Here is a 21912-nt window from a genome sequence, read left to right on the forward strand (position 1 = left end):
CCTTGCAGCGGCCTTGCGTGTATACGAAGGCAACGCTCGCGAGGGGTTTCCCTTAAGGGCCAAACCCGAAGAGATTTTCCGGTCGGACAATCCCAGGGTCGACAGACGTCAAGGAGCAGACATGAGCGCGCCGGCATCCTCGCAAACGGGCACCAATCCCAAGATCCGCCGGCGTCAAACCAAGGTGGTCGCCACCCTGGGGCCGGCCTCCGGCACCATCGAAGTGATCCGCGAATTGGTCGCAGCCGGCGCCGACGTGTTCCGTCTCAATTTCAGCCACGGCGCGCATGACGAACATCGCGCCCGTTTCGACATGCTGCGGCAGGTGGAAGCCGAGACCGGCCGCCCAATCGCCGTCATGGCCGATCTGCAAGGTCCGAAGCTGCGCATTTCAACCTTCACCGACGGATCGATCGATCTTGTCGAAGGCCAGACCTTCCGACTCGATCTCTCCGCCGAGCCCGGCGACACCACTCGCGTTGGCCTGCCGCATCCCGAGATCTTCGCCGCCCTCCAGCCCAACACCGACGTGCTGCTCGACGACGGCCGCGTCCGCCTGCATGTCGTGAGCTGCGCCAACGATCACGCAATCACCACGGTGGTCAGCGGTCGCGCCCTCTCCAACCGCAAGGGCGTCAACGTGCCGGACGTGGTGCTGCCACTCTCCGCACTGACGCCAAAGGATCGCAAAGACCTTACTTTTGCGCTGAAACTCGGCGTGGACTGGATCGCGCTTTCTTTCGTCCAGCGGCCGGAGGATCTCATCGAGGCCCGTGCGTTGATCGGTGACCGCGCGGCGCTGCTTGCCAAGATCGAAAAGCCGCAGGCCATCGACAGTCTGAGCGCCATTATCGAACTCGCCGACGGCGTCATGGTGGCGCGCGGCGATCTCGGTGTCGAGATGCGCCCGGAGGACGTGCCGACGCTGCAGAAGCGCATCGTCCGCGAGGCGCGCCAGGCCGGCAAGCCGGTCATCGTCGCCACGCAGATGCTGGAATCGATGGTGACCAGCCCGGCGCCCACCCGGGCCGAGGCTTCCGACGTCGCCACCGCGGTATTCGACGGTGCCGACGCGGTCATGTTGTCAGCTGAAACGGCCGCTGGTGCTTACCCCGTGGCCGCCGTGGCGATCATGGACAGCATTGCCCAACGCGTCGAACATGACCCTTTGTACCGCCAAATCATCGAAGCGCAGCGCCTGCCCTTCGGCGCCGAAACTTCTTCGGACGCCATCACCCACGCTGCCAATCAGATCGCCAGCGCCCTCGGTGCCAAGGCTATCATCACCTACACTGCCACCGGCTCGACGACATTGCGCGTTACCCGCGAGCGGCCGGGCGTGCCAGTGCTCTGCGTGACGCCAGACCTCATCAAGACTCGTAAGCTGATGCTCGCCTATGGCGTGCTGGTCATCCCGAGCCCGCCGTTCCGTCGTTTCCAGGACAAAGTGAACACGGGTGTTGCACTGGCCAGTGACCTCGGCATTGCCAAGTTCGGCGATACGCTGGTGGTGACCGCCGGCGAAGGCGTGCCAGGTTCAACAAACGTGTTGCGCATCGTCACCGTCGGCGAGGCGGCTTTCTGAGCCGCTGACGCCGCCGCCAACGACGCGTTATTTGCCATGTGTTGTCCGCGTTCCTCGCTAAGGGGAGCGCTAAACTTGTTGTAGCAGGCGCGTCGGCGCGCGATTTCGCCGGCTGAAGCGCGGCGGCAGGCCGCGGATCGGCAAGGCTGAGGCCATTGCCAGACCGAAACCTGCGTAATTCTCTCCTCTTTACATTTATGCGCCGAGCGGTATCGCTGGCGCGGAATAAGTTGAACCGGAGATACCCCAAATGGCGGACAATGTGCCCGGACAGGCCAACACAATCCTTGGCCTCGATGCCTACGCACCGGCCGAGATCCAGGAGAAGGTCGAAAAGCTAGGCGTCAAGAAGGCGCGCATGCCGATGCTCGCCAGCTTGTCGTTGGCGGTCGTTGCCGGCGGATCGATCGGCCTCGGCGCGCTGTTCTTCGGCATTGTGCTGGCCGACCCAACGCTCGGCTTTGCAGCTCAGCGCCTGCTTGGTGGTCTCGTCTTCACCCTCGGTCTGGCGCTGGTGATGATTGGCGGCGCGGAGCTGTTTACCGGCAACTGCCTGATCGTCATGGCCTGGGCCAACCGTCAGCTCGGCACCGGCGAAGTGCTCCGCAACTGGGCAATCATCTGGTTCGGCAACCTTCTGGGCGCGCTCGGCCTCGTCTTCCTCGTCTATATGGCTCACACGGCGGCGCTCAACAACGACGCCTTCGGCAACGGCATGATCAAGCTCGCCGCCGGCAAGGTGGCACCCGATGCCGTGACCATCTTTTTCAAGGGCGTGCTCTGCAATATCCTGGTCTGTCTCGCCGTCTGGCTCAGCTATGCCGGTCGCTCGGTGACCGACAAGCTGTTCGGCATGGTACTGCCGGTTACCGCCTTCATCGCCGCCGGTTTCGAGCACTGCGTCGCCAACATGTTCATTCTGCCCTACGCCTGGGTGTTGGTTCAGACCGGCCACGCCCCCGAGGGCGTCGACGTGTCGGTGCTGACCTTTGGTGCGATCATTCACAACCTCATACCCGCCACGCTTGGCAATATCGTTGGCGGCGCCGGATTCGTCGGCGGCCTCTACTGGCTGGTCTATCGCAAGGCTCTGGGCGGGTTGACGCCGCTCTCCACCAAAGAACAGCACCAAATGCAGGGCAGATCTTCCAGGAATGGATAACCGTTTGGAATTGTTCGGCTGGCTGGCGCTGCATAGGATGCAACGCTGCTGCGCGGGCCTGCATGGCTTGGACAAAAGCTTCAACGTGATCTCGAGGGGCCCCGACAGGCCCCTCTCTTTTTAGTTGCAACGACCCGGGCAACTGAAAATATCGAGAGACGTCCAAATACTGTTGCGACGCATTCCCACAGCCGTAAAATTGGCTGTTTTCCTTCATGTTTTTAAAAGTCGCACTATTTGGCGATTTTCTAAAAGGTTTCAGTTTCTTCTCCGCTTTTTGCCTTGACGAGAAGGAAGCACCAAGCACGCAGGCAACCGCAACCAAAAGCTGCATGCATATCCGGGTGGGCTGATCTCCCCCACGCGCACGCCCCGCCAAGAAGCTCGGCAATAGAGCAGGATTACTTACTTAACCTTTGAACTCATATATTACATGAAGGGTGCAGGGCACCTGCAAATCACCGTGATTCAGCAGGACCACGTAAGTAATTTATGTTATACGTTCTCGAACGCATAACTTTCCGGCCATCGAGCTGGTGATAGAACTGGAGAGAAAGCCATGAACGTCTATGCGCGCGAACCGTTCGATACACTCGACACGGAGCTCACCGCCCAGGACCCCTGGCGCGGCTTTCTTCCCGGCACGTGGACGCGTGAGATCGACGTCCGCAGCTTCATTATCGCCAACGTAACTCCCTATGTGGGCGACGCCGGTTTTCTGGCTGGCATCACGCCGCGCACCGCCGACCTGTGGGAAAAGCTGAAGGTTCAGCTCAAGGCCGAACGCGACAAGGGCGGCGTGCTCGACGTCGACGTCTCCACCCCGTCTTCCATTACCTCGCACAAGGCCGGCTACATCGCCGAGGATCTTGAGCAGATCGTCGGCCTGCAGACCGATGCGCCGCTGAAGCGCGCCATCATGCCGTTCGGCGGCTATCGCATGGTCAAGAACGGCCTCGAAGCCTTTGGCTTCAAGCCCGACACTTCCCTCGACAAGATATTCCCCAAGCTTCGCAAGACCCACAATGACGCGGTCTTCGATGTCTATACCCCCGAGGCGCTGGCCTGCCGCAAGTCCGGCATTATCACCGGCCTGCCGGACGCCTACGGCCGTGGCCGCATCATTGGTGACTATCGCCGGGTCGCTCTTTACGGCGTCAATCGCCTGATCGAGGACAAGCAGGCCCAGCTCAAGAGCTTCGAGCTCGCCACCATCGACGAAGAGGTACTGCGCTCCCGGGAAGAGACGGCCGAGCAGATCAAGGCGCTGAAGGAACTCGTCAAGCTTGGCGAGATCTACGGCTTCGACCTCACCCGCCCGGCCATGAATGGCCGCGAGGCGGTGCAGTGGACCTACCTCGCCTATCTCGCGGCGGTGAAGGAAGCCAACGGCGCTGCCATGTCGCTCGGTCGCGTTTCCAGCTTCCTCGATATCTTCATCCAGCGGGATATCGTCGAAGGCGAGCTCAACGAGGCCGAGGCGCAGGAGCTGTTCGACCACTTCGTGATGAAGCTCCGCATCGTCCGCTTCCTGAGGACACCGGAATACGACCAGTTGTTCTCGGGCGATCCGACCTGGGTCACCGAGTCGCTGGGTGGCATGGCCATTGACGGTCGCCCGCTGGTGACCAAATCTTCATTCCGCATGCTCAACACGCTGAACACCCTCGGCCCGGCCCCCGAACCGAACCTTACGGTGCTGTGGTCGGAAAACCTGCCGAAGGGCTTCCGCGACTTCTGCGCCGAGACCTCCATCAAGACTTCGTCGATCCAGTACGAGAACGACGACCTGATGCGCCCCTATTGGGGTGACGACTACGGCATCGCCTGCTGCGTTTCCGCCATGCGCATCGGCAAGCAGATGCAATTCTTCGGTGCTCGCGCCAACCTCGCCAAGACGCTGCTGTATGCGATCAACGGCGGCCGCGACGAGAAGAGCGGCGCCCAGGTTGGTCCCGCCCTCGCTCCGGTGGTCGGCGACTATCTCGACTACGAGGACGTCAAGACTAGGTTCCTGCCGATGATGGAGTGGCTTGCCCGCGTCTACGTCAACGCGCTCAATTCCATCCACTACATGCACGACAAGTACATGTACGAGCGGATCGAGATGGCGCTGCACGACCGTGACATCCTCAGGACCATGGCCTGCGGCATCGCCGGCCTGTCGGTCGCGGCGGATAGCCTCAGCGCGATCAAGTACGCGAAGGTGAAGATCATCCGCGACGAGCGCGGTCTTGCCACCGACTTCGAGATCGAGGGCGACTATCCGGCCTTTGGCAACAACGACGACCGTGTCGATGACATCGCCGTCTGGCTGACCGAAACGTTCATGGGCTGCATTCGCAAGCACAAGACTTATCGCAACGCCATGCCGACCCAGTCGATCCTGACGATCACCTCCAACGTCGTCTATGGCAAGAAGACCGGCAACACGCCTGACGGCCGCAAGGCCGGCCAGCCCTTCGCACCGGGTGCCAACCCGATGCATGGCCGCGACAAGAATGGCGCCGTCGCCTCCATGGCCTCGGTGGCAAAGCTCCCCTACGCTCATGCGCAGGATGGCATCAGCTACACCTTCTCGATCGTGCCGTCGGCTCTCGGCTCCACCGACGAAGACCGGGTCGAAAACCTCGACAATCTGCTCAGCGGCTACTTCATGCAGGGTGGCCACCACATCAACGTCAACGTGTTCGATCGCGAGACGCTGGTCGACGCCATGGAGCACCCCGAGCTCTATCCGCAGCTGACCATCCGCGTGTCGGGCTACGCGGTGAACTTCATCAAGCTGACGCGCGAGCAGCAACTGGATGTCATCAGCCGGACCTTCCATGGCGCAACAAACTAACCTCCTCGACCTCCGGGACGCTCAGCGCGCCCCGGGCGTCCACGCCGACGGTGGACACCTTGCCCACCGTCCGGTGGCCCATGGTTTCGTTCACTCCAAGGATGCCGGCGGCGCCGTCGACGGGCCAGGCATCCGCTACGTGTTGTTCGTCTCCGGCTGCCCGCTTCGCTGCCAATATTGTCACAACCCCGACACCTGGCACATGCGCAAGGGCAAGGAGACCTCGGTGCGCGAGGTGGTGGCCGAGATGGCCAGCTACTCCAACTTCCTGAAGCGCGCCAAGGGTGGCATCACCATCTCCGGTGGAGAGCCGCTGACGCAGGTGGAATTTGTCGGAGAGGTATTCCACGCCGCCAAGGCGATGGGCCTTCATACGGCCCTCGATACCTCCGGCTTTCTCGGCAAACGCGTCAGTGACGAGATGCTTGAGGACATCGACCTCGTACTGCTCGATATCAAGGCCTTCACCGAGGAAACCTATTTCGAGGTGACCGGTGCCCAGTTGCAGCCGACGCTCGACTTTGCCCGCCGCCTTTCGGCCAAGGGCAAGAAGATCTGGCTGCGTTACGTGCTGGTGCCGGGTCTCACCGATAAGCTGGACGAGATCGAGGGCCTCGCCGCCTTCGCTGCCGAACTCGGCGTGGTCGAGCGGGTCGACGTGCTGCCCTTCCACAAGCTCGGTGAGTTCAAGTGGAAGGAATGTGGCCGCGATTACAAGCTGGCCGATACCGAGGCGCCGGCGCGCGAACTGGTCGAAGAGGTGCGCTCGATCTTCCGCAACCACGGCCTGAAGGCAGGTTGAGACCGATCTGATCATTCATTGAAAAGAGGGTCCGGAACTGGGAACGGTTCCGGACCTTCTTTTTCGACTCGAAGCTTTGGTCGCAAAAGCCGGGAGCGCCGAAGCGCTCCCATTTCGCTCCTCGGACAGCTCAGGCGGCTGCGAGTTCACCCTTGCGCTTTTCGACGACTTTCTGCGCCACCGGACCGGTAATCTCCTGCAGATGGTCGAATGCGGCCTCGAAGGTGCCGACGCCGGCGGTCGCCGACCGGAGATCGACGATCAGCATACCCATCTCGGCCTGCGGGATCAGTGCTTCCGTCACGTCCCAACCCTGCCAGCCTTCACGGCCATCAAAGCCGAGGAGCTGACCGCGCCGGCCGGTGACGATCTGGTTGACTCGGGCGGTGAACTCGCTCGGCCCATAGAACTTCACCTTGAGGATCGGTTCGAGAAGGACCGGTGAGCACTGTGGCAGCCCCTCGCGCATGCCGATACCGGCGGCCATCTTGAACGCCATGTCCGAGCTGTCGACCGGATGGAACGACCCGTCGGACAGTGTCACCTTGACATCGACCAGCGGGAAGCCCAACGCGCCACGCTTCAAGCTATCGACCACGCCTTCCTCAATGGCTGGGAAGAAGTTCTTCGGCACAGCGCCGCCGGTCACCACTTCGGCAAAGGCAAACCCCTTGCCTCGCCCCTGCGGCTCAATGGTCAGCACGCAGTCGCCGAATTGGCCGTGTCCACCTGATTGCTTCTTGTGACGACCACGCACCGTGGTCGAGGTCTTGATGGTCTCCCGATAGGGAATGATGGGATCGCGCGTCACCACGGCGACGCCAAACCGGCTTTGCAAGCGCTCGAGCTGAACCCGGAGGTGCATTTCCCCCTGCCCCTCGATGCGGGTTTCCGCCGTGTCTGCGTCCTGGATAACCACCAGCGATGGATCTTCCTCGGCGAGACGGCTGAGCGCGGTCGACAGTTTGACGTCGTCCTTGGCCTCTTTTGGCGCCACCACCATGGAAATCACAGGCGGCGGCGGCACGAGCGGTGCCAGTGCTTTGGGGGGCGCCTTGCCGGAGGTGAGCGTCGACCCGGTTTCGGCCGGATCGACTTTGCCGATACCGACAACCGCGCCAACAACCGCCTCCGACATCTTGGTCGGCGTTCCCGTTCCCAACGCGTAGAGCCCGGATATGCGACCGAGGGTGCCATCCGCCGCGGTGAGAGCCAGACCGTCGGTCAGCTTTCCGGCCAGGACGCGAACGATCGACAGCTTGCCGGCATGCGAGGTCTGCACGGTCTTGGCCACCTGAACGATGGCGTCCGCGCCAGCAGCAACGCCAAGACGGGTGCGCGTTTCCTCGATCCCGGCAGCGTCATGCCTCAATGCCTTGAGAAGACGGGTAATGCCGTTACCGCGCTCGGCCGAGCCAATGAATACCGGGGTGATCAGGCCAGACCGCATTTCCTTGCGCAAGTCCTCGAAAATCTGGCTGCGGTCGGGGGCGACATCGGACAGAAGCTCTTCCATCAGCTCATCGTCATAGTCGGCGAGGCGCTCCAGCATGTCGTAGCGAGCAGCCAGTTCGTCGGCCTGATGATCGGAGGGAATGGGAACTTCCTGGCTTTCGGCGTGTTCACGATAGACCAGGGCTCGTTCGAGCGCCAACTCGATAGTGCCAACCGTGATGCCATCCTTCCAGATGGGAATCTGGCGCAGCACCAGTGGCGTGGTCGACGCCGATTGCATCAGCTTGAGGGTGTCGCGCAGCGTCGCGTCGGCCTTGTCGATCTTGTTGATGAACAGCACGTGCGGAACGCCGGCCGCTTCGAGCTGCCGGAGAACGAGCTGCAGTGCCGGAATCTTCTTCTCGTCGGCTTCGCAGACCACGACCGCAACGTCGGCAACGGCGAGAACGGGCTGCATCTCGAAAGCGAATTCAACAAAACCGGGACAATCAAGAAAGGTATAGCGATCGCCGAGAAATTCGGCGTCGGCGGAGTTGAGATCGACGCCCATGCCATGGGCGCGCGCTTCCTTGGAACGATCGCCAACGCTAGTGCCAGCTGCCACGTTACCGGCCTTCGGAATTGCCCCCGTCCGCTCGAGGATCGCCTCGAGAAGCGTCGTCTTGCCGCTGCCGTGAGGCCCCACGATGGCAACGCAACGGGGGCCGACTGCTCTGCCGTTGGCGGATGTTCCGGTATGTCCTGACATGGCTGACCTCCAGATATGTTTCCGTTATGTTCTCGCCTGTCCAATTCCGCAGCCCCCGATTATCGGGACTGCGGACGGTTCATGTTCGGATCGGGCACCCCTCCTCGGATACCCGACGAGCCGAGAATGTGCCCGTTTTCAAGGCTTGGCAATACGGGCAAACGGCAGCCGGCTCCGAACCCGACTAAGGGATGAAGGCACTGTCGAACAAGCAGGACCGTGATCTTGGGGGCGGCCAGAACGGCGAAAAACACAGACGCGAGACGCCAGCCCAAGTGCTAGCGTCCCGCGTCGCTGGAGCCGGCGTTCTCTCGGGGAGGAATAGGGCCGAGCGCCGGGAAGAAGCTTCGGAGCGGGCAGTTCCCCGCTCCGGCCTTGGTGTCGCTTCAGCCGACCCGAGCCCATTTCGGCAGCATGTCACCGTGCGCGCGGCAAAGATCGTCGACCAGCGACCAGATCTGGTCGAGATCGAGCTCGGCCGCCGTGTGCGGATCCATCATCGCCGCGTGGTAAAGGTGCTGGCGGTCCTCGGTCATCAAGGCTGCTACCGTCAGCTCCTGCACGTTGACATTGGTGCGGATCAGCGCGGTGAGCTGTGGCGGCAGATCGCCAATATGAGTCGGCTGAATGCCGGAGGCATCAACGAGGCAAGGGACCTCGGCGGCGCAATAGTCCGGTAGCGAGGTGATGCAGCCGTTATTGCGGACGTTGCCGTAGATGACCGACGGTTCACCAGTCCAGACCGAGTTGATGATCTGGGAGGCATATTCGTGGCTCTCCCTCACCTCGACCGTGTCGGACGCCTTGAGGTCCTGAAGATCCTTCTCCCAGCGAGCGATCTGCTCCACGCAGCGCTTGGGATATTCATCGAGCGGGATTTCGAACTTCTCGATGAGGTCGTCGCGGCCCTCCTTGATGAACCACGGCGTGTACTCGGCGAAATGCTCGGAGCTTTCGGTGACGAAATAGCCCAGCCGTGTCAGCATCTCGTAGCGCACCTTGTTGGGGCAACGCGGATTCCAGCTCGACGGCTTGGGATAGCGACCTTCACGATACCCCCGGACGAGATCCGGATAGAGATTGCGATAGCTGCCATCGGCCTGCCGATGCTCGAACTTCAGGTAGAAGGCCATATGGTTGATGCCGGCTGCCCGGTAGCGGATTTCCGACACAGGGATTTCGAGGTCACGAGCCAGCTCTTCGGCGGTATGCTGCACCGAATGGCAGAGGCCGACCTGGCGGACCTTCGGGTACTTGGCCGAGATCGCCCAGGTGTTGATGGCCATCGGGTTGACGTACTGAAGCAGAATGGCATCCGGACAGACTTCCATCATGTCGGCGCAGATGGCCCAGAGGTGCGGTACGGTACGAACGCCGCGCATGATGCCGCCAACGCCGAGTGTGTCGGCGATGGTCTGACGAAGGCCGTATTTCTTGGGAACCTCGAAGTCGGTGACGGTAGCCGGCTTGTAGCCGCCGATCTGGAAGGCAACAACGACGAAATCGGCCCCTTCGAGCGCCTTGCGGCGATCGGTGTAGGTCTCGACTTTCGCTGGCGCATCGAGCAGCTTGACGAGACGGCCAACGACCATCTCGCTTTCGGCAAGGCGCTTTTCGTTGACATCCATCAGGGCAATGGTAGCGCCCTTGAGCGCCGGCCGATGCAAAACGTCGCCGATGATGTTTTTCATGAACACCGTCGAACCGGCACCGATGAAGGTGATCTTGGGATTTGCCACCATTTCGCTTTCCTCCAAGCAAACAGATATCCGGTGCAAACCGGCAATGCCGGTCCACCATCGCGAACAGGTCTGATGTTTTCTCGCTTTTTCAGGAGCCCGAGACCGCCACGTCGGCCGCCCCGGATCCTTTTTCGGCCTTCGCCTGCCTGAAAAGCAAAGCGAAACCCGGACTTCCGCCGCTTACGCAGCCACCTCGAAGGCAGCCTTCACCAACTTTTCGGTGTAAGCGGTTTTCGGTTTGAACAGGACTTCCTCTACAGGGCCTTCCTCGACGATCCGCCCGTTCTGCATGACGATGATGCGATGACAGAGCGCCCGGACGACTTTCAGGTCGTGGGAGATGAAGAGATAGCTGAGCCCGCGTTCGTCCTGCAGCTTACGCAAGAGGTCGATGATCTGCGCCTGCACGGATAGATCGAGCGCCGACGTCGGTTCGTCGAGCAGAATAAATTCCGGCTCGAGAGCGATGGCGCGGGCGATGGCGATGCGCTGCCGCTGCCCACCCGAGAATTCGTGCGGGAACCGGGAAAGAATGTTGGTTGGAAGACCAGCGGCGGTCAGTGCGTCGCGCACCCGATCAAGCCGCTCGGCGTGGTTGGCACCGATGCTGTTGACGATCAGTCCTTCCTCGATGATCTGGCAGACCGACATGCGTGGATTGAGTGACGAGAATGGATCCTGGAACACCACCTGCATGCGCGACCTGAGCGGCCTCAGCTCCTCGCGGCTCTTGCCATGGATGGGTTTGCCGTCGAAGTAGATCTCGCCACTGTCGGGGTTGGAGAGACGGATCAGCGCCTGGCCGAAGGTGGTCTTGCCCGAGCCGCTTTCACCAACGATGCCCAGCGTCTCGTGCCGGCGCAGCGTCAGACTGAGATTGTCGACGGCCACCAACTCGTGGAACTCGGCGTTGAAGAAGCCGCCCTTCTTCAACATGAAGGCAACGCGAACATCCTTGCCTTCGAGGATCACCGGCGACTCCGCGGGCAGCGGGTTGGCGTGGCCACGTGGCTCCGAGGCCAGAAGATGCCGGGTATAGGAGTGCCGCGGGTTGCCGAACAAGGCTTCGGTGGTGTTGTGCTCCTTCACCTCGCCCTTCTGCATCACATAAACGTAGTCGGAGAATTTGCGCACCACCGTGAGGTCGTGGGTGATCAGGATCACCGCCATACCGTGGCGCTGCTGCAGATCGCGAATAAGCTGCAGGATTTGCGCCTGCACCGTCACGTCGAGTGCCGTGGTCGGTTCGTCGGCGATCAGCACTTCCGGATTGTTGGCAAGCGCCATGGCGATCATCACGCGCTGGCGTTGGCCGCCGGACAGCTGATGCGGATATTGATTGATGCGCGATTCCGGGTCGGGAATATGCACTTCGCGCAGCAAATCGATCGCCTTTTCCCGCGCCTTGGCCTTCGACAGCTTCTGGTGAATGCGGATCGCTTCGATGATCTGCGCACCGATCGAGTAGACCGGATTCAGCGAGGAGAGAGGCTCCTGGAAAATCATCGAGATACGATTGCCACGCAGCATGCGGCGGCGGTGCGGCGACCACTTCAGTACGTCGTTGCCATCGAAGCGGATACTGGAGCCAGTGGCAACGCGCGCGCGCTTCGACAACAGGCCCATGATGGTCCGCGCCGTGACCGATTTGCCCGAACCACTTTCGCCCACCACGGCGATCGTTTCACCGCGATAGAGCTGCATCGACACGCCTTTCACCGCCTCTACCTCGCCGTCCTCCACCTTGAAGCGGACGGCGACGTCGCGGCAATCGATGATCGGCTCTCCCGTTCGGCTGTCATGATCGAGCCGGACATCCGGAGCGAGGTTTTCGTCTCTGTCCATGGTCGGCTTCCTCAATAGGGATCGATGGCGTCGCGCAGACCGTCGCCAAGGGCGTTGAAGGCAAAGACAGTTGCGAAGACGAAGGCCACAGGCGTCAGGATCCAAGGGTAGGAACCAATGGCCGAGTAATTGGAGGTGTCCTGCAGCATCAGGCCCCAGGAGATCAGTGGTGGTTTCACCGCAAAGCCTAGGAAGCCGAGAAAGCTCTCCAGCAGCACAACGTTGGGGATTGCCAGCGTCACGGCGACGATGACGTGGCTCATAACGTTGGGGAAGATATGCTGGAAGATGATGCGCCGGTCACGGGCACCGATGGCGATCGCCGCCCGCACGTAGTCGATGCGTGCCAACGCCAGCGTCTTGCCGCGAACCTCACGAGAGAGCTGAGCCCAGCCGAGCGCGGACATCACGAAGATAACGAAGGCTAGGAACACCGACGTCGCCGCCGTCACCGGAATGAGCGAGGTAAGCGCGAGATAGAGCGGCAATTGCGGAAAGGCCAGTACCAGCTCAACGAAGCGCTGCATCCAGATGTCGAAGCGGCCGCCAAAATAGCCGGACACCATGCCGACCGTCGTACCGACAACGGTAATGATCGATACCACGGTCAGCGCGATCATCAGCGAGATGCGCGAGCCGTAGAGCGCGCGCGACAGCACGTCGCGGCCGAACTTGTCGGTGCCAAGGAAATGCACCGGCTTGCCATCGATGGCACCGAACAGATGCCTCTCTACCGGGATTAGCCAGAGGAGCTGGTAGGGAGCGCCCTTGACGAAGAATCCAAGGTAGCGCGGGTTGTCATAGTCCGGCCCGATCAGCGGCTGGTAGGTGATCGGGTCGAGCTCGGTGCCCTCCACCATGGGATAGACGCGTGGGCTCAGCGCCCAGCCACCGTCCTTGTTGGTAAAGGAGATAGCTTCCGGGCTCGAATAACCGACATCGGTGAACTTCGGGTCGACCGGCGACAGAAAATCGGCAAACAGAGCGATCAAGATCAGCAAGATGACCATGATCAAGCCGGCCATACCTGTCCATGAGCGCTTCAGGCGCCGCCAGACCAGGGCGATATAGCTTTCACTGCCATGCTGTTCGACAATCTCGGCGGCGGTGCCGTTCAGGGTGGATTCGCCAGGGACAAGCATCAGTTGGCTCCTCCGCCGAGACGGATGCGGGGGTCGAGAAGGGCGAGCAGAATGTCGGCGATGATATTGCCGACGATCAGCGTCGCCGAAAGGACGAGCATGAAGGTCGCCGTGACATAGACGTCACCGACACTCATCGAGCCGACGATGGCAGGGCCGACGGTCGGAAGAGCGAAGATGATGGCCGTCTCGATTTCACCCGTCAGCATGTAGGGCAACACCACGCCCTGATACATGACCAGCGGATGCAACGCATTGGGTACAGCGTGGCGCAGGATCACCGCGCCCTCCGAAAGTCCCTTGGCGCGCGCGGTTTCGACATACTGGGCGTTGAGCGTATCGAGCAGGTTGCCGCGCATCACGCGCATGTTGTAGGCGAGACCGCCGAAGGTGGCGATGGCGACCACAGGCCAGACGTGCTGCACAAGATTGACGAACTTGCCCCATGACCATGGCGCCCCGCCATATCGTGGAGAGAAGAAGCTATTGATTTCGTTGACGTTGAAGTGGAACACCATGATGTAGACGATGACCAGCGCCATCAGGAAACGCGGTACCGTCATACCCAGGAACGAAATGAAGGACAGCAGGCTGTCGATCCAGGAATACTGCTTCGTCGCCGCGATAATGCCGAAGGATATGCCGATGACCGACGCCAGGATATGGCAGGTCAGCGCCAGAAGCAGCGTTCGCGGCAGACGCTCACCAACCACATCGGCCACAGGTCGATTGTAGAAGAAACTGCGGCCAAAATCGCCTTCGGTGACCATGCCAACCACCCAGTTGATGTACTGGACAGGGATCGGCTTATCTAGGCCATGGGCGTGAGCGTAGGCCTTGGCCTGCGCGTCGGCGGCCTCGAAGGTCGCACCACCTTGGTTGATAAGCTGAGAGCGAATGAAATCGCTGTAGTCGCCCGGCGGCGCCTGAATGATGGCGAAGGTGACGACACTTAGAATGAAGAGCACCGGGATCGCCGAGGCGATACGGATGAGCAAGAAGCGAAACATCGGTCTGAGACTTCCTGACTCTTGTCATGGATATGAAGGACCCGCCTCACATGAAACGGGCTGGCTTGGATCGTCGTCATGGACGGCTTGAGATCGTAGGCTCCCTCAGACTCCCGGACAATTCCGCGGAGGTCTCGGAAGAGGTGTCCCGGCGGCGGGGGGCACCGCCGGGACGATTGGCCATTCGAGTGGGAAGATTACTCGACAGGACCCTGGTCGCCTGGCTTGCCAGGCAACGTGTCCTTGGCCAGCTCAAAATCACCCTGCTTGTCGGCGGGAACGTACAAGCGCTCACGCAGAACCGAGTCTTCAGCCCAGTTGAACATGAAGATTGGGGTTCCCGGAGGAACGTTGTCGAAACGCTTGTTGATGATCAGAGCGCCAGGGTATTCGGTCAGACCGACGCTGTTGACGTTGGTCGTCGCGACCTTGTTGTACTCTTTCATCAGGTTGGCGCGTTCCGTGACATCCTGGGTGGCGATGAACTTGTTGATGATGTCGACGAGTTGGTTCTCAAACGGCATCAGGTCGAGCTGTCCGCTTTCCGGTGCGCGGTGGAACCACGACGTTTTCGGACCGACCGGAGCCAACTGCTCGGTGTTTTGCACAACGGCCGTCAGTTCTGGACCATGACGGTTGATCGTCCAGTCGAACTTGCCGCCATAGTTGGCGTTGTCGCGCTGCTTGCCGTCCAGGGAATTCAGGACGACGCGCAGACCGAGCTTTTCCATCTGGCCGATCACGCCTTCGGCGAGGTTCTTGTCCGTAGAGTAGTCGGCGCTGACGAGCAGCGTGATCTCGACGTCCTTGCCCTTCATCGGGCCATCCGTATAATTCACGACGCCGTTGCCATCGGTATCCTTGAGACCAGCGGCTTCCAGTTCCTTCTTGGCCCCATCGAGATCGAAGGGATAGAAGAAGGTGCTCTGGCGATCATAGAAGCTCGAGCCGGAGGAGATGCCGCCGGGGTAAATGGCCGTGAACGGCCCCTTCACCAGCGCTTCGCCGAGCTTCTGACGGTCGAGACCCATGGTCACGGCCTTGCGGAAATGGTCGTTGCGGTTCAGCTCACGCACCGCTTGGCCACGCGCGTCTGGCTCGCCCCAGCCGTTGGCCGAGAAGTTCATATAGAGGTTATAGCCGATGAGACGCGGACCGAACTCGAGGCGGGCCGGCGCGGTCGGCTGGGCGGCTCGCTTCAACGATTCAACGAAGTTCTCCGGCTGCTCCAGGTTGGAGATGTCACCCGAGCCGGCCACCGCCTGCACGTCGCGATCCGCCCAGGTCGACAGCTTGAAGTGGACTTCATCGAGATAAGGCAGCTGATTGCCGTTCTCGTCGACCTTCCAGTAGTAGGGGTTGCGGCGAAGAACAATGATGTCGTCCGGACGATAGAGAACAGGAGACCAAGCGCCCATCACCGGCCAATTCAGGTAGCTCGGTGGGAAGAAATTCTTGTACTGCTCATAGGTATTCTTGGAATACTTCGGATGCTGGGGTTTCAGCATATGGGCAGGACCAGGGCAGAAAGTGCCGTAGGCCATATTGTAGAGATACTGCTTGGGGAAGGCTTCCTTGAAGGTCCATTCGACCGTGTAATCGTCGATCTTCTTCAGCGTTGTTCCTTCACCAAAAGTCGCCTGCCTCGCTCCGTTGGTCGGCGACACATTTTGGTCAAGGACATTGTCTTCCCAGTAGAACATCACGTCTTCGGACGTGAAGGGCACGCCATCCGACCACTTAGCACCCTCGATGAGGTGCATGGTCAGCTTGTGGCCGTCCTCGGACCATTCCCAGCTCTTGGCGAGATTGGGAAGCGGCTCCATATCCTCGGCCTTGATCTGGAACAGCGGCGCGGTACGCGTCAGGCACTCATACATGCCGATGTCGATACCGCCCCAGCCCTGGACCTGACCGGCCTGATAGTTCCAGCCCTCGGGACGACCGCCGATGACATGGCGAAGCGCGTCACCGTAGACACCAATGCCATTGGGCATGTTGCCAGTCTTGAAGACGAGCGGCTCTTTCGGCAGACGGTCCTTGACCGGCGGCAGACGCCCCTTGTCGACGAAGTTTTTGGTGATGTACTCGGGCTCATGGTAGGCGGAGAGTGCCTTATACTCCCACAGGTCACCGCGCGCGACATAGTTGACCTTGCCTTGGCCCTGGAATACCGGGGCTTCCGGCACGACGGTCAGCTCAGACGCGAATGCGGCGGTCGCAAAGAGCGACGCACCGAGCATCAGAGCCGACGTCAATTTCATCCGATAAGTCATTCCGTCATGTCCTCCCTCATGGAGCCGATCACCGGCTTTGCGCCAGAAACGGCCAATGCGATGGTCAGCGTCGGAACGCATCCCCCCGCGCTCTCTTCCCAAGTCGACCGGTTTCCTCAATTGCCCGATCGGCTTTCCCCTTTACGGCAGTCACAGTCAACGAGGCCTGCCGCGTCCGGCGCGGGCGATCCGCGCCGGAGAATTCTTGAAGACGGCCCGAGGTCTCGTCAGACCTTGGTGCGGGCCTTCTCCTCGCGGATCTCTTCGATGCCACGCGCCTCACGACGGGCCGCCCCTTGCCAATTGCCCGTCTTGACCGTCGATTTCGCGACCCTCTCCTTGGCCGCATCGATGGCGTGGGCATATTGCGGCAGCCAGCGCGCTTGAGCGACCAGCATTTCGTCGACCATCGCCCAAACTTCCTCCGGAGTGCAGATTGCACCGACGAGCGGGTCGTGCAGCACGGCAAGCTTCAGGAGATCGACGTCGCCGGTTACCGCCGCGTGCACCGACATGCGCTGAACGTTGATCGATGCCAGACAGGTGGCCGCGCAAGCCTCCGGCAGCGTAATGCCGGCCACCATGTTGATGCCGAAGCGATCGACAAAGCCGGGCGACTCGATGATGCAGTCATCAGGCAGATTGGTTATGACGCCCAGGTTCTTCTGGTTGAAGTGGCCACGATAGACCCGGCCCGTCTCCAGCGCCTCGATGATGTGGCTGGCGTGCTCACTCGACCGCCGCTTGGGATCGATCTTCTCCTCGGCTTCCTTCAGGAACTCCGGGAACTCGGTCTCGAACCAGTTGCGCTGTTCGGTGGTGAAGCGCAGGTAACCGCCCGTCTCGCCATGAATCCAGTCCGACATGTCGATCCAGTTCATGATCTCGCCCGGCCGCTTGCGGTACCAAGGCAGATATTCCGACAGATGCCCATTGCTCTCCGTGGAGTAGACGCCGAAGCGCTTCAGCACATCGATGCGCACCTTTTCCTGCTTGGAATAAACCGGGTGCGCCTCGAAGGCGGCCAGGATTTCGTCCTTGCTCACCTTGCGGCCACGAACGCGGACGTCGACGTACCAAGTCTGATGATTGATGCCTGAGCAGATATAGTCGACCTCGTCATGGCCGACGCCGAAGATGTCGGCGATCTGCTCGCCGCCATGCTGCACGCCATGGCAGAGACCGATGGTATCGACTTTGCCGTATTCGATGGCAGCCCAGGTGTTCATGGCCATTGGATTGGCGTAGTTCATGAACTTGGCGCCGGTCTCGGCAACTTCGCGGATATCCTTGCAGAAATCGAGGATCACCGGAATATTGCGCTGGCCATAGAGGATGCCACCAGCACAGATCGTGTCGCCGACGCATTGATCGACGCCATATTTGAGCGGAATGCGGATGTCATCCTGGTAGGCGTCGAGCCCGCCAACGCGGACGCACGAGATCACGTAGCGCGCGCCCTCGAGCGCCTTGCGGCGATCGGTGGTGGCTGTGACCGTTGCCGGCAGCTTGTTGACTTCGACGATCTTTCTCAGGATCGTCGCGATCATCGTCAGATTGTGCTCCGAGATATCGGTCAGCGCAAACTCGACGTCGGCAAACTCTGGTACACAGAGAATGTCAGTGAAAAGCTTCTTGGTGAAGCCGACGCTACCCGCGCCGATGATCGCAACTTTGAAGGCTGCCATGCTGTCCTCGTTCACTCGCCTAAATCGACCGGCTGAAGGATACGTCCAGGCAATACGAAAGTATTACGCAGCCGACACTGTCGCTCTGCGCCCGACATCTTGCTCAGGGGTAAGTCCTTGGCTGCGCCCGTTCCGTTCTTCTTGTTGGGCGCATTAAGACGTAATATGGCTGCCAAGGCCAGACGAGGATTGTGCTTCGATGGGTAATTCTATGCTCGAGAAACTCCGGCAAAATGGACCGGGAATGACGACCATGTCATTGCCTCGCGGGCGGAATCTGCTGCACACAATGCCGACCAGTACAGGCTATGATATTCAAACTTCAAAGGAATATTCGTGGGACGGCAGAAAACGAGGACAGACGCCGTTCACGGTTCTCCAGCATACAATTTCCGGGCATGGAAATTTGCGCTACGAAGACAAGCATTATCGCATCGGCGAGGGAGAGGCGATGCTGGTACTCGTGCCGCACAATCACCGGTACTGGCTGGAGGATGGCGGGCGTTGGGAGTTCTTCTGGATTTCCATGAACGGCGAGGAGGCCCTGAGACTGCATCGCTCGGTATTGGCGGTGACCGGGCCAGTCCTTCACTTGAAGCCCCGCACCGTGGAAACGCTGGCCGATTGCAGCCTCAGGATGATGGAAGGTGAAGGCGAAACGCCGGGCGCCGCGTCCGCGTTGGCTTACCGCGCGGCCATGGCCCTCTATGACGACGTGTTCGCGGGCACTTACTCAGATGCTACCCAGGCGAGCCCCATGGCGCCGGTGATTCGGCACATTCTCAACAACCTCCAGAGTGACTTGTCGGTCGACGAACTGGCCGGCGTCGCCGGGCTGAGTCGCGCTCATTTCAGCCGTGTTTTCACGGCCACTGAAGGGCGGCCACCGTCGGAATATGTGCTGGCCGAGCGGATGCGCCGCGCCGCCAAGCTGCTCGCCGTCAACACGGAGATCTCGGTCAAGGAGGTCGCTACGTTGACCGGCTTCTCCGACCCCAACTATTTCTCGAAGGTGTTCCGTCGCTTCTTCGGAGCCAGTCCCACCGAGTTTCGCACCACCGGCATGTACGCAACTCAAAGCATCGGCTCGGACCGTCGAGACAAGGATCAAAGCTGACGCGGCCTAACCGCCGTTGGCGGCAATCCAGGCGCCCAGCGCGTCCCGCTCCCCACGCGTTATGCCCGTCTCGTTGCCAAGCGGCATGACTTCCGAATCGACCGCCTGCATCTTGATCAGCGGCGCGTAGCGACGAATATGCTCGATATCGGTGAAGACGAGCCCCTTCGGCGGTTCGGTGAATCCCTCATGGGTCGGTTTGGCGGAATGGCACATCACGCAATGCGTCGCGGTGAGTCGAAGCACATCGGCATCGGTGACGACGGACGCATCGGCAGCGGTTTCGGATCGCGGTAGCGGCGCGGTTGCGAGGATTGCCACGACAAGGGCAACCGCCGCGCCCGGCAGTGCCCACCAGTATTTCCGGAAAGGATCGCCCGCCTCGTGGCGGTTGAGGATATGACGCGCCATGCCGCCGATGACGAGGATCAGCGCCACCAGCAGCCAGCCATGCGGATGGCCGGTGAGCAGCGGATAGTGATTGGACACCATCATCAGCAAGACAGGTAGCGTCAGGTAGTTATTGTGGAGCGAACGCTGCCGACCTTGCAATCCCAGCGCCGGATCGGGCCTTTCGCCGGCCATCAACGCGGCGGCGATCTTCTTCTGGTTCGGAATGATCACCCGGAACACGTTGGCGGCCATCATGGTGCCAACCAGCGCACCGACATGAATGAAAGCGCCACGCCCCGAAAAGACGTTGCTGAACAGCGCGGCGAAGCCGACGATCATCAGGAAGACACAGAGGACGACGAGGCCAGGATGATCATTGGTCGTGTGCCTCATCAGCCCGTCATAAGCGATCCAGCCGAGGAGCAGCGAGAGCATCGAGATGGCAATCGCCTGCCACGGCGCTAGGTCGGCAACCGAGGGATCGATGAGATAGGCACGGGCGTTGAAATAATAGACCGTCGTCAGGAGCAGAAAGCCGGAGACGAAGGTGAGATAGGCCTCCCAACGATACCAGACGAGATCCTCCGGCAGCTCTTCAGGCGCCACCGCGTATTTCTCGACATTGTAGAAGCCGCCACCATGCACGAGCCACGCGGTGCCGTAGACACCAGGGTTCATCTTCTCCCGCTTGCGAAGACTGAGGTCGAGCGCGATGAAGAAAAAGCTTGTGCCGATCCAGCCGATGCCGACCACAAGATGGAACCAACGGATCAGAATGTGCAGCCACTCGATGGCAAAGCTCAGCATCTGGGATCATGTACCTCGAGACGGACTTCGCCCGGCCTAACAAGAAGGCATGGCGCATCCATACGCATTTAGCCGTAATCTAGCCTCTCCAGCCCAACCAAGGCAAGCTGGCCAGCCGACGGAAATGCCAATATTTCCGGCAGCTTGAAAGACGCCTTCAAACAGAACGGGGCCACCCTGAGGCGGCCCCGCGCAAAGCTGGGTTATGCAATCAGGCAGACGCTTACTGCGGCAGCTTGTCGTCGACGCCCTTGACGTACCAGTTCATGCCGAGCAGATCGCCATCGGGAGCGACCACACCAGCCGCGTAACGCTCCTTGCCAGTCTGATCGGCGATCGGACCGGTGAAGGGGTTCCAGCCACCGGCGATCTTGGCCTGCGTTTCCTCGGCGAGCTTCTTGGTCTCGTCGGACATGTTGGCATAGTCGGCCATGTGGACGGTGCCGTCCTTGATGCCTTCCCACACGTCGTCAGCCTTCCACGTACCGTCGAGAACGGCCTTGACCGACTTGATATAGTGCGGGCCCCAGTTGTCGACGATGGCGGTCATCTGCGCCTTCGGCGCAAACTTGATCATGTCGGACGACTGGCCGAAGCCCTTGAGGCCGCGCTCCTCGGCAACCTGGATGGCAGCGGTCGAGTCGGTGTGCTGAACGATGATGTCGGCGCCTTGGTCGAACAGCGCCTTGGCGGCGTCGGCTTCCTTGCCCGGGTCGAACCAGGAGTTCACCCAGACGATCTTGGTCTTGAAGTCGGGGTTGATCGACTGTGCACCGAGAGTGAAGGCATTGATGCCCATCACCACTTCCGGGATCGGGAAGGAAACGATGTAGCCGGCGAGGGCCTTCTTCGATTCTTTGGCCGCGATCTGGCCGAGAATGTAACGGCCTTCGTAGAAGCGAGCGTTGTAGAGGCCCATGTTGGGGGCGCTCTTGTAGCCGGTGGCGTGCTCGAACTTCACCTTCGGGAACTTCTTGGCCACCTTCAGCTCGGCATCCATGAAGCCGAACGAGGTGCCGAAGACGATGCCGCAGCCTTCACGGGCGAAACGCTCGAAAACGCGCTCGGCATCCGGGCCTTCGGCGACGTTCTCGACATAGGCGGTCTGGACCTTGTCGCCCAGTTCCTTCTCGACGGCGAGGCGGCCCTGATCATGCTGATAGGAATAGCCGAAATCGCCGATCGGGCCGGTGTAGACCCAGCAGGCCTTCAGCTTGTCGGCGGCCGAGGCGCCAGAGACGGCACCGATAGCGAGCGCTAGGGCCGTGCCGGCAAGAAGCGCGAGTTTCTTCATG

14 protein-coding genes are annotated in these 21912 nt (G+C 60.8%); 5 read left to right on the forward strand and 9 right to left on the reverse strand.

The genetic code is table 11. The annotated features are described in order from the left end of the window. Window positions 1-121: 121 nt before the first annotated feature. From pyk to pflA, 4 genes are all read left to right on the forward strand, one after another. Window positions 122-1585 (forward strand): pyruvate kinase, encoded by a 1464-nt coding sequence (gene pyk / locus AB6N07_RS17985; RefSeq protein WP_370674438.1) that lies wholly within the window; start codon window positions 122-124, stop codon window positions 1583-1585. Between the two features lie 250 nt (window positions 1586-1835). After that, window positions 1836-2747 (forward strand): formate/nitrite transporter family protein, encoded by a 912-nt coding sequence (locus AB6N07_RS17990; RefSeq protein WP_370674439.1) that lies wholly within the window; start codon window positions 1836-1838, stop codon window positions 2745-2747. A gap of 559 nt (window positions 2748-3306) precedes the next feature. Beyond that, a complete protein-coding gene (gene pflB, locus AB6N07_RS17995; RefSeq protein ID WP_370674440.1) occupies window positions 3307-5592 on the forward strand; it encodes a formate C-acetyltransferase in 2286 nt (761 codons plus the stop codon). Beyond that, window positions 5576-6394, forward strand: a complete 819-nt coding sequence (pflA, locus tag AB6N07_RS18000) for a pyruvate formate-lyase-activating protein (protein WP_370674441.1) — start codon at window positions 5576-5578, stop codon at window positions 6392-6394. Before pflB ends, pflA begins: the two co-directional genes overlap by 17 nt. Window positions 6395-6524: 130 nt before the next feature. On the opposite strand, the gene AB6N07_RS18005 is transcribed toward pflA, so the two are convergent. From AB6N07_RS18005 to AB6N07_RS18035, 7 genes are all read right to left on the reverse strand, one after another. Beyond that, on the reverse strand, window positions 6525-8597 hold the full coding sequence (locus AB6N07_RS18005; RefSeq protein ID WP_370674442.1) for an elongation factor G: 2073 nt from the start codon (window positions 8595-8597) through the stop codon (window positions 6525-6527). A 386-nt stretch (window positions 8598-8983) separates the two neighbouring features. After that, window positions 8984-10339: an alpha-glucosidase/alpha-galactosidase gene (locus AB6N07_RS18010; protein ID WP_370674443.1), complete on the reverse strand. Its 1356-nt coding sequence runs from the start codon at window positions 10337-10339 to the stop codon at window positions 8984-8986. 180 nt (window positions 10340-10519) lie between these two features. Further along, window positions 10520-12184 (reverse strand): ABC transporter ATP-binding protein, encoded by a 1665-nt coding sequence (locus tag AB6N07_RS18015; protein ID WP_370674444.1) that lies wholly within the window; start codon window positions 12182-12184, stop codon window positions 10520-10522. Between the two features lie 11 nt (window positions 12185-12195). Beyond that, window positions 12196-13326 carry an ABC transporter permease gene (locus tag AB6N07_RS18020; protein ID WP_370674445.1) on the reverse strand — a complete coding sequence of 377 codons (1131 nt, stop codon included), beginning with the start codon at window positions 13324-13326 and terminating at the stop codon, window positions 12196-12198. Continuing rightward, window positions 13326-14336, reverse strand: a complete 1011-nt coding sequence (locus AB6N07_RS18025) for an ABC transporter permease (RefSeq protein ID WP_370674446.1) — start codon at window positions 14334-14336, stop codon at window positions 13326-13328. The genes AB6N07_RS18020 and AB6N07_RS18025 overlap by 1 nt, the downstream gene beginning before the upstream one ends. 197 nt (window positions 14337-14533) lie before the next feature. After that, the gene (locus AB6N07_RS18030) at window positions 14534-16612 is read right to left on the reverse strand and encodes an ABC transporter substrate-binding protein (RefSeq protein WP_370674447.1); all 2079 of its coding nucleotides are present in this window, start codon (window positions 16610-16612) and stop codon (window positions 14534-14536) included. 227 nt (window positions 16613-16839) lie between these two features. After that, on the reverse strand, window positions 16840-18300 hold the full coding sequence (locus AB6N07_RS18035; RefSeq protein WP_370674448.1) for an alpha-glucosidase/alpha-galactosidase: 1461 nt from the start codon (window positions 18298-18300) through the stop codon (window positions 16840-16842). A 199-nt stretch (window positions 18301-18499) separates the two neighbouring features. Between AB6N07_RS18035 and AB6N07_RS18040 the strand changes: the two genes are divergently transcribed. Further along, window positions 18500-19417 carry a helix-turn-helix domain-containing protein gene (locus AB6N07_RS18040; RefSeq protein WP_370674449.1) on the forward strand — a complete coding sequence of 306 codons (918 nt, stop codon included), beginning with the start codon at window positions 18500-18502 and terminating at the stop codon, window positions 19415-19417. 6 nt (window positions 19418-19423) lie between these two features. Here AB6N07_RS18040 and AB6N07_RS18045 read toward each other — a convergent pair whose 3' ends face one another. Together AB6N07_RS18045 and AB6N07_RS18050 are read right to left on the reverse strand one after the other, a co-directional pair. Beyond that, on the reverse strand, window positions 19424-20617 hold the full coding sequence (locus AB6N07_RS18045; protein WP_370674450.1) for a urate hydroxylase PuuD: 1194 nt from the start codon (window positions 20615-20617) through the stop codon (window positions 19424-19426). A gap of 223 nt (window positions 20618-20840) precedes the next feature. After that, complete coding sequence (locus tag AB6N07_RS18050; RefSeq protein ID WP_370674451.1) at window positions 20841-21911, reverse strand: BMP family ABC transporter substrate-binding protein; 1071 nt, start codon at window positions 21909-21911, stop codon at window positions 20841-20843. Between the last annotated feature and the right edge of the window lies 1 nt (window position 21912).

The sequence above is a fragment of the Pleomorphomonas sp. PLEO genome (assembly GCF_041320595.1).
In the GTDB taxonomy this organism is placed as follows: domain Bacteria; phylum Pseudomonadota; class Alphaproteobacteria; order Rhizobiales; family Pleomorphomonadaceae; genus Pleomorphomonas.

Excerpts from the sequence above, each read along its gene's own strand:
- pyk (WP_370674438.1), top strand. The coding sequence starts at position 122 with ATGAGCGCGCCGGCATCCTCGCAAACGGGCACCAATCCCAAGATCCGC.
- AB6N07_RS17990 (WP_370674439.1), top strand. The coding sequence starts at position 1,836 with ATGGCGGACAATGTGCCCGGACAGGCCAACACAATCCTTGGCCTCGAT.
- pflB (WP_370674440.1), top strand. The coding sequence starts at position 3,307 with ATGAACGTCTATGCGCGCGAACCGTTCGATACACTCGACACGGAGCTC.
- pflA (WP_370674441.1), top strand. The coding sequence starts at position 5,576 with ATGGCGCAACAAACTAACCTCCTCGACCTCCGGGACGCTCAGCGCGCC.
- AB6N07_RS18005 (WP_370674442.1), bottom strand. The coding sequence starts at position 8,597 with ATGTCAGGACATACCGGAACATCCGCCAACGGCAGAGCAGTCGGCCCC.
- AB6N07_RS18010 (WP_370674443.1), bottom strand. The coding sequence starts at position 10,339 with ATGGTGGCAAATCCCAAGATCACCTTCATCGGTGCCGGTTCGACGGTG.
- AB6N07_RS18015 (WP_370674444.1), bottom strand. The coding sequence starts at position 12,184 with ATGGACAGAGACGAAAACCTCGCTCCGGATGTCCGGCTCGATCATGAC.
- AB6N07_RS18020 (WP_370674445.1), bottom strand. The coding sequence starts at position 13,326 with ATGCTTGTCCCTGGCGAATCCACCCTGAACGGCACCGCCGCCGAGATT.
- AB6N07_RS18025 (WP_370674446.1), bottom strand. The coding sequence starts at position 14,336 with ATGTTTCGCTTCTTGCTCATCCGTATCGCCTCGGCGATCCCGGTGCTC.
- AB6N07_RS18030 (WP_370674447.1), bottom strand. The coding sequence starts at position 16,612 with ATGACTTATCGGATGAAATTGACGTCGGCTCTGATGCTCGGTGCGTCG.
- AB6N07_RS18035 (WP_370674448.1), bottom strand. The coding sequence starts at position 18,300 with ATGGCAGCCTTCAAAGTTGCGATCATCGGCGCGGGTAGCGTCGGCTTC.
- AB6N07_RS18040 (WP_370674449.1), top strand. The coding sequence starts at position 18,500 with ATGGGTAATTCTATGCTCGAGAAACTCCGGCAAAATGGACCGGGAATG.
- AB6N07_RS18045 (WP_370674450.1), bottom strand. The coding sequence starts at position 20,617 with ATGCTGAGCTTTGCCATCGAGTGGCTGCACATTCTGATCCGTTGGTTC.
- AB6N07_RS18050 (WP_370674451.1), bottom strand. The coding sequence starts at position 21,911 with ATGAAGAAACTCGCGCTTCTTGCCGGCACGGCCCTAGCGCTCGCTATC.